Origin of the sequence: Rhodopseudomonas sp. B29 (assembly GCF_000333455.1) — a bacterium.
Taxonomy (GTDB): Bacteria; Pseudomonadota; Alphaproteobacteria; order Rhizobiales; family Xanthobacteraceae; genus Rhodopseudomonas.
In genome coordinates this window covers 1-10,851 of sequence record NZ_BADD01000255.1, presented here as the reverse complement: position 1 = coordinate 10,851, position 10,851 = coordinate 1, and the positions used below count along the sequence as shown (strand labels likewise).

At 64.0% G+C, this 10,851-nt stretch carries 10 protein-coding genes; 6 read left to right on the top strand and 4 right to left on the bottom strand.

Annotation, left to right across the window (positions count from 1 at the left end; all coding sequences use genetic code 11):
- Positions 1 to 8 precede the first annotated feature (8 nt).
- From I5M_RS09410 to I5M_RS09395, 4 genes are all read left to right on the top strand, one after another.
- Positions 9 to 506: a chemotaxis protein CheW gene (locus tag I5M_RS09410; protein ID WP_022720613.1), complete on the top strand. Its 498-nt coding sequence runs from the start codon at positions 9 to 11 to the stop codon at positions 504 to 506.
- 69 nt (positions 507 to 575) lie between these two features.
- The gene (locus I5M_RS09405; RefSeq protein ID WP_022721168.1) at positions 576 to 1,436 is read left to right on the top strand and encodes a protein-glutamate O-methyltransferase CheR; all 861 of its coding nucleotides are present in this window, start codon (positions 576 to 578) and stop codon (positions 1,434 to 1,436) included.
- A gap of 9 nt (positions 1,437 to 1,445) precedes the next feature.
- Complete coding sequence (locus I5M_RS09400) at positions 1,446 to 1,769, top strand: hypothetical protein (RefSeq protein WP_022721167.1); 324 nt, start codon at positions 1,446 to 1,448, stop codon at positions 1,767 to 1,769.
- Between the two features lie 171 nt (positions 1,770 to 1,940).
- The gene (locus tag I5M_RS09395; protein WP_031335954.1) at positions 1,941 to 3,164 is read left to right on the top strand and encodes an EAL domain-containing protein; all 1,224 of its coding nucleotides are present in this window, start codon (positions 1,941 to 1,943) and stop codon (positions 3,162 to 3,164) included.
- Positions 3,165 to 3,173: 9 nt separating this feature from the next.
- Here I5M_RS09395 and I5M_RS09390 read toward each other — a convergent pair whose 3' ends face one another.
- Positions 3,174 to 5,783, bottom strand: coding sequence for a hybrid sensor histidine kinase/response regulator (locus tag I5M_RS09390; protein ID WP_031335953.1), 2,610 nt, complete (start codon positions 5,781 to 5,783; stop codon positions 3,174 to 3,176).
- Positions 5,784 to 5,793: 10 nt separating this feature from the next.
- Positions 5,794 to 6,726, bottom strand: coding sequence for a tripartite tricarboxylate transporter substrate binding protein (locus I5M_RS09385; protein ID WP_022721164.1), 933 nt, complete (start codon positions 6,724 to 6,726; stop codon positions 5,794 to 5,796).
- 398 nt (positions 6,727 to 7,124) lie between these two features.
- On the opposite strand from I5M_RS09385, the gene I5M_RS09380 reads away from it, so the two are divergent.
- The gene (locus I5M_RS09380) at positions 7,125 to 7,751 is read left to right on the top strand and encodes a response regulator transcription factor (RefSeq protein WP_022721163.1); all 627 of its coding nucleotides are present in this window, start codon (positions 7,125 to 7,127) and stop codon (positions 7,749 to 7,751) included.
- Positions 7,752 to 7,784: 33 nt separating this feature from the next.
- On the opposite strand, the gene I5M_RS09375 is transcribed toward I5M_RS09380, so the two are convergent.
- Positions 7,785 to 8,567: an SDR family oxidoreductase gene (locus I5M_RS09375; RefSeq protein WP_022721162.1), complete on the bottom strand. Its 783-nt coding sequence runs from the start codon at positions 8,565 to 8,567 to the stop codon at positions 7,785 to 7,787.
- A 104-nt stretch (positions 8,568 to 8,671) separates the two neighbouring features.
- Here I5M_RS09375 and I5M_RS09370 point away from each other — a divergent pair, with 104 nt between their 5' ends.
- On the top strand, positions 8,672 to 9,433 hold the full coding sequence (locus tag I5M_RS09370; RefSeq protein ID WP_022721161.1) for an SDR family oxidoreductase: 762 nt from the start codon (positions 8,672 to 8,674) through the stop codon (positions 9,431 to 9,433).
- Positions 9,434 to 9,639: 206 nt separating this feature from the next.
- On the opposite strand, the gene I5M_RS09365 is transcribed toward I5M_RS09370, so the two are convergent.
- Positions 9,640 to 10,851 (bottom strand): GMC family oxidoreductase (locus I5M_RS09365; RefSeq protein ID WP_022721160.1); only part of this gene is annotated, 1,212 nt, incomplete at its 5' end.

The following is a 10,851-nucleotide window of genomic DNA, read 5'->3' as shown; positions in this document are numbered from 1 at the left end:
AAATTCTCATGAGCGACGCAGGCAGCAACAAGGCCAATCGCAGCCTCGACACGGTCGGTGGCTCGACCACCCAGTTCGCCACCGCGATGATCGGCGGCCAGCTGTTCGGCCTGCCGATCAGCCGGGTCCAGGACGTGTTCATGCCCGAGCGCCTGACCCGCGTGCCGCTGGCGCCCGACGACGTCGCCGGCGTGCTCAATCTGCGCGGCCGCATCGTCACCGCGCTCGACATGCGCACCCGCCTCGGCCTGGAGAAGCCCGACACCGACAAGCCGCCGATGGCGATGGGCGTCGACCTGCGCGGCGAGTCCTACGGCCTCCTCATCGACACCATCGGCGAAGTCCTCACCCTCCCCGACGACGCCCGCGAGACCAACCCCGTCAACCTCGACCCACGAATGGCCGCCTTCGCAAACGGCGTCTATCGCCTCGACGGTCAGCTCATGGTCGTCCTCGACGTCGACAAAGTCCTCGAAATTACCACGAACCAACGATTGGCCGCGTAAGGGCGACCTTCGCCCGTCGCAGATTCACGCAAAATATAACCAGGCACTCGGTACTTCAGGAAAAAGCAAATGACCCCCTCCGATTACGAGTACCTGCAGAAGTTGCTCAAGGACAAATCCGGCCTGATTCTGTCCGCCGACAAACGCTATCTGCTGGAAAGCCGCCTGCTGCCGCTGGCGCGCAAAGTTGGCGTGGCCGGCATCGCCGAATTGGTGCAAAGAATGCGGTCCGGGTCCGAAGCTTTGATCAACGACGTGGTCGAAGCGATGACCACCAACGAGACCTTCTTCTTCCGCGACAAGACGCCGTTCGATCACTTCAAGGACTCCGTCATCCCCGAGCTGATCAAGGCGCGCGCGCAACGCAAATCGCTGCGGATCTGGTGCGCGGCTTCCTCGACCGGCCAGGAGCCGTATTCGCTCGCGATGATCCTAAAGGACAAGGCCGCGGAGCTGGCCGGCTGGCGGATCGAAATCATCGCCACCGATCTGTCGCCGGAGGTCCTGGAGAAGTCGCGCTCCGGTCTGTACACGCAGTTCGAAGTGCAGCGCGGTCTGCCGATCCAGTTCCTGGTGAAGCACTTCAAGCAGGTCGGCACGATGTGGCAGCTCAACGCCGACGTCCGCTCGATGGTGCAATTCCGGTCCTTCAACCTGCTGCAGGACTTCGCGCCGCTCGGCAAGTTCGACGTGATCTTCTGTCGCAATGTGCTGATCTACTTCGATCAGGCGACGAAGTCCGACATCTTCAAGCGCCTGATGCGTGCCAATGAGCCGGACGGCTACCTGTTCCTGGGCGCGGCCGAGACCGTGGTGGGCCTCACCGACTCTTATCGGGTTTGTCCGAATCGCCGCGGCGTCTATCTTCCGAACAGCGGAACGGCGGCCAGTGGCGACGCGAACAGGTTCGCGATGTCGGGTGGCCGATAGGGGCGTGCGATGCCGACTGAGAACACCGGCCCGGAGAGAGTCATGTTCGGACGCGGCTTTAACGTCTGGATCATGGGAATTGACGGGACCTGGAGACGCAGCTGCGTGCTCAAGGGGATATCAGCCAGCGATGCCGAGCTTGAATTGGAAGGCTCCATCGAGGGATTGAATCTCAAGGAGTTCTTCCTGCTGTTGTCGTCCACCGGCTTGGCCTATCGCCGGTGTGAGTTGGTCCGGGTCAACGGCACTGAGATACAGGTGCGTTTCCTCAAGACCAAGAACAAGGCTACAGCCGGGCGCCCCGGCAATCGCGATGAACGCATGGCTTCGTGAACGACTCCGAGATTGTGAGCAAAGACTGCTAACCACGCGCTCGCCCCTGGGCACGCTCGACGATCGGTAAAACGCTTCGTTCACAACCGGGCGTCAGAATGATCTGCAGTGTCGCCGACCGCTACCGGTCGCATTGCGAGCATCACTTATGGCGGATATTCCATCAGCGAAATGGCGCGTCGTATCCTGATCGTCGATGACGATCGGGTCCAAGGTGCGATCATCAGTGGTGTCTGTTCCAAGCTCGGCCTTCGGTCGAGCTTTGCGTCGTCCTATCAGGCCGCCGCCGATCTGATCACTGCCGAGCGGTTCGACTGCATTACCATCGACCTGTCGCTTGGCGACCGCGACGGGATCGAGCTGCTGAGATTGATCGCGGAGATCAATCCGGCACCCCGCATCATCGTGATCAGCGGCTGCGAAGAGCGCATCCTCAACGCGACGATCCGGATGGCGCATGGTGCAGGATTGTTCGACGCGATCTCCCTGCCAAAGCCGATCGACCTCTCGCAGCTGCGCGCGGCGCTGAGCCTTGCTACGCCCGAGGAGCCGGGCGACCGCCGGGTCCCCCGGCCAGCGTCGGATCAAGTCACCGCCGCCGATCTCGCGCACGCAATGGAATTGGGCGAGATCTATCCGGCGTTCCAACCCAAGATTGATCTGAAGAGCGGCAAAGTCATTGCCTGCGAGGCCTTGGCACGATGGGACAGCCCGACATTCGGCTCCGTCGGCCCGGACGTTTTCATTCCGGTGGCCGAAACCAGCGACCTGATCAAGCCGCTCACCCTGGCGCTGCTGCGCGAGGCGATGCAGACCGCGCAGACGCTGCTGCGCAGCGACCCGGGTTTCGTGATCGCGGTCAACCTGTCGGCGACTCTGCTGTCCGACGCCGAGTTGCCGGAGGAGATCGAGCACTTGCTCGCCGACGCCGGCGTCCCGTCCCGCGCTCTGATGATCGAAGTCACCGAGTCCAACGCCATGGCGGACGTCAACCGGGCAATGGATATTCTGCTCCGGCTCAGGATCAAGGGCATCGGCCTGTCGATGGACGATTTCGGCATCGGCTACTCTTCGCTCTCCGCGCTGGCGCGCATGCCGTTCACCGAGCTGAAGATCGATCGCTCGTTCGTCAAGGAGTGCCGCAGCGATCCCGACATGTGGAAGGTGGTGGCTTCGTCGGTCGCCATCGCCCATCAATACCAGATGAAAGTCGTGGCCGAAGGCATCGAGACGGTCGATACCTGGCAGGCATTGGCGGAACTCGGCTGCGACGTCGGACAGGGCTACGTGTTCTCCAAGGCGCTGCCGCGCGATGCCTTCGTGGCCTGGTATCAGGAGTGGAACGAGCGCCCGCATTCTATTGCGCCGGGCGAGTCTCATCGGCGTTCGGCCTGACGGGCTCCTTCAGTCTGCCAGATCGACCAGCCGGTCGTTGCCGGAGGAGACGCGCGCTGCAGCCGAGAACGCCTGCCTGATGCGGGCCACCATGGCCACGTAGCCTTGCTGATCGAGAAAGGCCGCTCCATGCTCGAGTTCGCGGGCGAGATCGGCGATCTTGTCCAACCCGAAAGTCGCGGCTGCGCTTTTCAGTGAGTGGGCTTCGCGCTCGATTTGCCGCCGGTTTGTACCGACGTTGAGCAGCTCGAACAGGTCCAGCCGCGCTTCGGTGTCGCGGACAAATACGCCGAGGACGGCCCGGCTGGCATCCTCGCCGATCTCCTCGACGAGGTGATCGTATGCCTGTCTGCCGACATGAAGACGCGGCGGCGCTGGCGACGCGGCGTTGCCGTCCGGCGCAACGATGCCAGTGTCGGGGGCGCTTGATACAAAGTCGTCCGTCGGGGGCGCGGACAGTGCATCGGTCTGTTCATCTAGGGGGGGCAGCGCACGCAGAATGGTCTCGATCAGCACCTTCTTGCGGACCGGCTTGGCGATGTGGTCGTTCATCCCGGCTGCGCGACACGCGGCTGCATCGTCGGCGAAGGCGTTCGCCGTGAAGGCGATGATCGGGACGTCGGCGAGCGCGCCACCGTGGGCACGGATCGTGCGGGTGGCTTCGATGCCGTCCATCTCCGGCATCCGCATGTCCATCAGGATAACGTCGTAGCTGAAGCGCGTTGCAGCGGTGACGGCTTCGGCGCCGTCGCAGGCCGTGTTGGTCTGGATCGGAAAATCGTGCAGCATCTGCGCGGCGACCAGCCGATTGGTCGGATTGTCGTCGACGATCAAGACCCGCAGCGGCCGGCCGCCGGCCTCGATGCGTTGACGCAGCAGAGCATAGACCGTCTGATCGTCCTGATCCTGCGGCGGCGCTTCGGCGGCGACAGGCAGGCTGAGCGAGAACCGGAACGACGAGCCTTTGCCGGGGACGGAAGTCACGCCGATCGTGCCGCCCATCTGTTCGATCAGGCGTTTGCTGATAGCCAGTCCCAGCCCGGAACCGCCGAAGCGGCGGCTGATCGAATTGTCGGCCTGGACGAAATCGCTGAACAACGCGTCGATCTTGCCCGGCTCGATGCCGATCCCGGTATCGATCACGGTCCAGAGCAGTCGCGCGCTGCTCTCGTCACGGCCGACGCATTGGGTGACCACTTCGATGTCGCCGGCCGGCGTGAACTTCACCGCATTCGACAGCAGGTTGAGCAGCACCTGGCGGATGCGGCCGGCATCGCCGATCAGCGCCTCCGGGATGTCGCCGCTCATGGTCGAGCGGATGGTCAGTCCCTTGGCGATGGCGCGCGGCCCGATCACGCTCAGAGCGTGCTCGACCAGAGCCTGCGGGGAGAACGGCATAGTCTCAAGCGTCAGGCGGCCGGCTTCGAGCTTGGAGAAATCCAGGATGTCGTCGAGGATTTCGAGCAGATTGTCGCCGGCCCGATGGATGCCCGTTACCGCCTGACGCTGCGCCGGATCGAGCTTGGTGTCGAGCAGATTGGTGGCGAGCCCGAGCACGGCGTTCATCGGCGTGCGGATCTCGTGGCTCATCATCGCCACGAAGCTCGATTTGGCGGCGCTCGCCGCTTCCGCGGCTTCCGCGTAGACGTTCTGCTTGTGCCACCAGCGCGCGATCGCGATGCTGCCGGCGAGCACGACCAGCGCGCTGATCACCGACATGGCGATCATCAGCGCCGCCATCTTTTGCCAGCCTTCGAGCACGCTGTCTTCGCTCTGCGTCACCGTCACCATGGTCGGATAGTTCGGTAGCATCCGTGCCGACCGGATCAGCATTTTGCGATCTGCTGCGTCGGTCTCGTGGACGATGCCGCCCGCGCGCAACGCGACGCGGCCGCCTTTGAGGAACGCTTTTCCGAGATTGGGCGAGTGTGGATAGCTCGCCAGCAGGGCATCGTCGTCGCGGACCAGCGCGACCTCCATGCCGGTGTCCAGAGCCGTGGCGGCAAAGAAGTTCTCGAAATACTGCAGCGAGATGGCGCCGAGCAACAGCCCCATGAACTTGCCGTCGGGATCGTTGAGCCGGCGCGCCAGATAGATGTTCCAGGTACCGGAGCCCCGATTGCGAACCGGAATACTGATGTAGCTTTCCAGATTGGGATCGCTGCTCAGCGCCTTGAAGTAGTCGCGGTCACTGACATCGACGTCCGGGATCGGCCAGTATCGCGAGAAATTCACCAGCTTGCCGGCGGGATCGATCATCGTGACCGCGTCGACCTGCGGCAGGCCGGATATCTTCTCCTTCAGCATCAGATGTGTGTCTCGGTCCGACATCACCCGCCGGTAGGAGGGGCCGTCGGTGACGCCTTTGCGGGCGAGATAATCGCCGACGCTCGACAGCACGAGGTCGAGCGACTTGAACGACCGGTCGGCCTCTTCCGCCAGGGTCAGGTTGTAGCGGTCGAGATTGATTTCTGCCGTGCGCAGCGTGCTTTCGCGGAGATTGCTGAGGAAGAATAAATTTGTGCCGATGATGGTGACCACCAGCGCGATGCTGGTGAGGCGTAGCGCTACCAAAGATCGCTTCAGAACAAATCGCGGCGGGGAGGGAAGCGGGGGCATCGGCCTGACCTCATCGCTGGGTTGCGTAAGGTGCCAGCGGCTTCCACCGCGCGACCTCTTCGTCGACGATCTTTTTGAGTTCCGCCGCAGTGCGCTCGCGAGGGGCGAGAATTTCGCCGCCAAGGTCGGCTAGTTCGCGCTTCACGTCGGCATCGCCGAGAGCCTTGTCGAGCGCGCGGGCAAGAACGGCGGCGATGTCAGGCGGCAAATTCTTCGGCCCAAAGAGGCCGTTCCACGCGGCCACGTTGAAGGCGGCATAGCCGGCCTCCACGGCGGTCGGAACTTCCGGGAGGATCGGGCTTCGGCTGGGGCCGGCGATCGCCAAGGCTCTGACGGCGCCGCTACGAACCTTGGGCACGGCGTTGACGAGCTGGTCGCACAAGAAGTCCGCCTGACCGGCCGCAACCGCCTCGATGGCCGGACCGGTCCCCTGATAGGCCTTCATCGTCGGCCGGTGCTCGCTGCCGCTGGCGACCAGCAGGGAGCAGGCCGCAAACGAGATCGAGCCGACGCCGCCATGGGCCATTTTCAAGGTCTCAGGGGCGGCATGCAGCCGTGCAACGAGATCAGCCAGATTCGTGACCGGCAGATCCGGCCTGGCGACCACGATCGTCTGGATTCGGCTGATCGGGCTGATCGGCGTGAAATCCTTCGCCGGGTCGTAGGCGAGGTTCGGATAGACGGCCAGTGCCGCGCCATGGGTGCCCATGTGGCCAAGAAGCAGGGTGTAACCGTCGGCTGGCGAACGCATCGCTCGAATCGTGCCTGTGGTTCCGCCTGCGCCGACCACGTTCTCGATGATCACCTGCTGGCCGAGGGCGAGCGACATCCGCTCGGCGACGATCCGCGTGATCGTGTCCGTCGGGCCGCCTGCGGCAAACGGCACGATGATGCGGATGCTTCGGATCGGATAGTTTGCTGCGGCAAGGAGCGGACCGCTCATGCAGCAGCAAATCAGGAGCGCCAGAGTGGTAATAACCCCGCGCCGCAACAAACACCCCCTTGAGTTATCCACGCTGCTCAGAGAGTAAACGCCCCGTTTGCTTGATCTAATCCGATTCATAATGATATGGCGGGTGGAGGGTGTGCGATCCTTTGCAGATCGCGGCAATGCGCGAGACGATCACATTGGTCTGTGAGCACGCGCACACCGGGCGTCCCCGGAGGACTAACGCAGTTGTTCTCCTTTTGGAGAAGCAGATAGCACCTTCGGATAGTGCTGAGTTTCAGGCATAGAAGTAACGGTTTGGTGCTGCCTATGCGTTAACATGCGACCCGGTGAGACTACGGGGTAGGCCCCGAGGCAGACGCGATGAACAAGTTGCGATTGGAGATTGCGCGATGAATGGCAGGCCGACGGGGCAGGAAGTATTCGTCGTCGATGACGATCCGGCGGTGCGCGAGACGCTGTCGATCGTTTTGTCCGCGGCCGGCTTCGAGGTCATCTGCTTCGCCGATGGCGAAGCGCTGCTCGCCGTCGCGCGGACCAGGAGCCCGTCCTGCATTTTGCTGGACGTTCACATTCCCGGGCGGTCGGGTCTCGATATTCTCGCCGAACTGCACGGCGAGGATTACCCCGCGCCGATCTTCATTATTTCGGGCAAAGGCGATATCCCGATGGCCGTCAACGCCATCAAGAACGGCGCGCTCGACTTCATCGAAAAGCCGTTCCGGGGCAAGGAGATCGTCAGCCGCGTCGAGGAGGCGATCGAGGCGTTTTCGCGCCGCCGCGAAGCCGGGGGCCCCCCCAAGACGCCGTCGTACAATTTCCCGGGCCGCGAGCCGCTGACGCTGCGCGAGCGCGAGGTGCTGGAGCTGTTCTCGACCGGCAACACCAATAAGGAAGCCGGCCGGCAGCTCGGCATCAGCCCGCGGACGATCGAGTATCACCGCGCCAACATCATGAAGAAGCTCGGCGCCCGCAACGCGACCGATCTCGTGCGCATCGTGATGACCGAGCAGAAGTAACGGCCGCCGGGCGGCGGCCGCTACCATCGGGCTTTACAGCGTGCCGGGGAAGCCGCCGCCGTCGAGCAGCAGGTTTTGGCCGGTGATGTAGCCGGCGTGGGTGCTGCACAGGAACGCGCAGGCGGCGCCGAACTCGTCCGGATCGCCGAACCGCCCGGCCGGATTCTCGTTCATTCGCGCCTGCAGGATCTGCTCGGGCGACACGCCCGACGCCTTGGCCTGACCAGCCGCCACGCCGCGCAGCCGGTCGGTGTCGAACGGGCCGGGCAGCAGCGCGTTGATCGTTACATTGTGCTTCACCGTCTTGCGGGAAAGACCGGCGACGAAACCGGTCAGGCCGGTGCGTGCGCCATTGGACAGACCGAGCACATCGATCGGCGCCTTCACGGCAGCCGAGGTGATGTTGACGATGCGGCCGAACTTGCGCGCGATCATCTTGTCGACCGTCGCCTTGATCAATTCGATCGGCGTTAGCATGTTGGCGTCGAGCGCCTTGATCCAGTCGTCACGGGTCCAGTTGCGGAAATCGCCGGGCGGTGGGCCGCCGGCGTTGTTCACCAGGATGTCCGGCTCGGGGCAGGCTTTCAGCGCGGCTTCGCGGCCTTCCGGAGTGGTGATGTCGCCGGCAACTTCGATGATCTCGACGTCCGGATGCGCCTTGCGCAGTTCCGCGGCGGCCTTGGCCAGCGCCTCGGCGCCGCGCGCCGTCATGGTGACGTGCACGCCTTCAGCGGCCAGCGCGGCGGCGCAGGCGCGCCCCAGTCCCTTGCTTGATGCGCACACCAGCGCGCGGCGGCCTTTGATGCCCAGATCCAATTTTCACTCCTGACGATGGTGAGGTCGATGCGGCTGGCACTGTAGCCAAGGCCGGCCGTCATGATAAGGGATCGCAACCGCATAACGCATCACAGGAAACGCGCATGGATCCGCTGTTCGATCTCGCCGGCGAAGTCGTTCTGATCACCGGCGCCTCGCAAGGCCTCGGCCGGCGCTTCGCGCGCGTTGTGGCGCAGCGCGGAGCCGCGGTCCTGCTGGCGGCGCGGCAGACCGGAAAGCTCGCAGCGCTCGAACAGGAGATCGCCTCCGCAGGCGGCCGCGCTGCTGCGGTGCAGATGGATGTCGCCGATGTGGCCGGACTGGCCGTCGCGGTCGATCGTGCCGAAGCCGCGTTCGGGCCGGTGACCGTTCTGGTGAACAATGCCGGCATCGCGGTCGAGAAGCTCGCGGTCGATCAGACCGAGGCCGATTGGGACATGGTGATGGGCGCCAATCTCAAGGGCGCGTATTTCCTCGCTACCGAAATCGCGCGGCGGATGATCGTGCGCCAGCACGGCGGCAATATCATCAACATCGCCTCCGTGCTCGGCGACGGCGTGATGAAAGCGGTGTCGCCCTACGCGATCTCGAAGGCCGGCATCATCCATGCCACCAAGGCACTGGCGCTCGAACTCGCCGGACGTGGCATCCGCGTCAACGCACTGGCGCCGGGCTACATCGACACCGACATCAACCACGATTTGTGGGCGACGCCGGCAGGCGAGAAGCTCATCAAAGGCATTCCGCAGCGTAGAGTCGGCCGCGAAGAAGATCTCGACGGCGCGATATTGCTGCTGGTGTCGAAGGCGTCGACCTACATGACGGGGAGCGTGGTGACGGTCGATGGCGGGTTCTTGCTGGCGTAGCCGCGTCAACGACATCAACGTTCGTCATTCCGGGGCGCTCACGCAGTGAGCGAACCCGGAATCCATAGCCCCTGTATCAGTGGAGATAAAGGAAGTAGTTGTTCCTGCGTCGAGCTACATCGGCACAGGGAGTATGGATTCCGGGTTCGCGCTTCGCGCGCCCCGGAATGACGAAAGAGAGCGCGCGCGGCTTGCCACGCACGCGCCTAGTTCAACCTCATCTCCCGCTTGATCATGTCCGCCGCTTTCTCGCCGATCATAATGGTCGGGGCGTTGGTGTTGCCGCCGATCAGGGTTGGCATCACCGAAGCGTCGACGATGCGGAGGCCGCCGGTGCCGCGGACCTTCAGCCGCGAATCGACCACCGCCATCGGATCGGTGCCCATCTTGCAGCTACCGACCGGGTGATACACGGTGTCGACGCGGTCGCGCAGGATGGCGCGGATGTCGTCGTCGGTGCGCACGTTCGCGGTGAACAGGTCCTTTTGCTGGAGTGCGCGCAGCGCCGGCGTTTCCATCAGGCGCCGCGTGGTCTTGTAGCCCGCCACCATCGTCTCGAGATCGTCCGCGTCACCGAGGAAATTCGGATCGATGCGGGGCGGCGCCAGTGGATCGGCGCTATTCAGGCCGACGGTGCCGCGGCTCTTCGGCCGCAACAGGCAGACGTGGCAGGAGAAGCCTGTGCCCCAGTGCCGCTTGCGGCCGTGATCGTCGACCATCGCCATGCCGAAGTGGAGCTGGATGTCCGGCACGTCGAGGTCGGGCCGGGTCTTCAGGAAGCCGCCACACTCGGCGAAGTTCGTCGTCAGCGGGCCGCGGCCTTCGCGGCGATACTGGCCGATGCCCGCCAGCGTCCGCGCAATGCCGGCGAAGCTGGTGCCCGTGAAGTAGGGGCTGTCCGACATGTAGGCGAAGATGAAGTCGGGGTGGTCCTGGAGGTTCTGGCCGACGCCGGGCAGATGATGCACCGGATCGATGCCGAACGGCTTAAGTGCAGCGCCGTCGCCCACGCCCGACAGCAGCAGAAGCTGCGGCGTCTGGAACGCGCCGGCCGCCAAAATGACTTCGCGGCGGGCATGAATCTGACGGATCTCGCCGTTCTGCCGATATTCCACGCCGACGGCGCGGCCGCCTTCGAACAAGACGCGCATCGCCTGCGCCTCGGTCTCGACCCGCAGGTTTGTGCGCGTGCGCATGTAGGGATGGACGTAAGCGCGCGCCGCGCTCCAGCGTTCGCCATTGTGCTGCGTCAGCTGATAGCGGCCTAAGCCTTCCTGCTCGTCGCCATTGAAGTCGTCGCGAATGCGGAATTGCGCCTCACGCGCCGCCTGCAGAAATATCTCGTGCGCAGGATTGTCGGTGCGCAGCCGGTTGACGTGGAGCGGTCCGCTCTGGCCGTGATAGGCGCCGTTAATTCG

What these genes read in the sequence shown, in the direction of transcription:
- I5M_RS09395 (WP_031335954.1), top strand. Translation starts at nt 1,941, where the DNA reads ATGGCGCGTCGTATCCTGATCGTCGATGACGATCGGGTCCAAGGTGCG.
- I5M_RS09410 (WP_022720613.1), top strand. Translation starts at nt 9, where the DNA reads ATGAGCGACGCAGGCAGCAACAAGGCCAATCGCAGCCTCGACACGGTC.
- I5M_RS09380 (WP_022721163.1), top strand. Translation starts at nt 7,125, where the DNA reads ATGAATGGCAGGCCGACGGGGCAGGAAGTATTCGTCGTCGATGACGAT.
- I5M_RS09370 (WP_022721161.1), top strand. Translation starts at nt 8,672, where the DNA reads ATGGATCCGCTGTTCGATCTCGCCGGCGAAGTCGTTCTGATCACCGGC.
- I5M_RS09400 (WP_022721167.1), top strand. Translation starts at nt 1,446, where the DNA reads ATGCCGACTGAGAACACCGGCCCGGAGAGAGTCATGTTCGGACGCGGC.
- I5M_RS09385 (WP_022721164.1), bottom strand. Translation starts at nt 6,726, where the DNA reads ATGAGCGGTCCGCTCCTTGCCGCAGCAAACTATCCGATCCGAAGCATC.
- I5M_RS09390 (WP_031335953.1), bottom strand. Translation starts at nt 5,783, where the DNA reads ATGCCCCCGCTTCCCTCCCCGCCGCGATTTGTTCTGAAGCGATCTTTG.
- I5M_RS09405 (WP_022721168.1), top strand. Translation starts at nt 576, where the DNA reads ATGACCCCCTCCGATTACGAGTACCTGCAGAAGTTGCTCAAGGACAAA.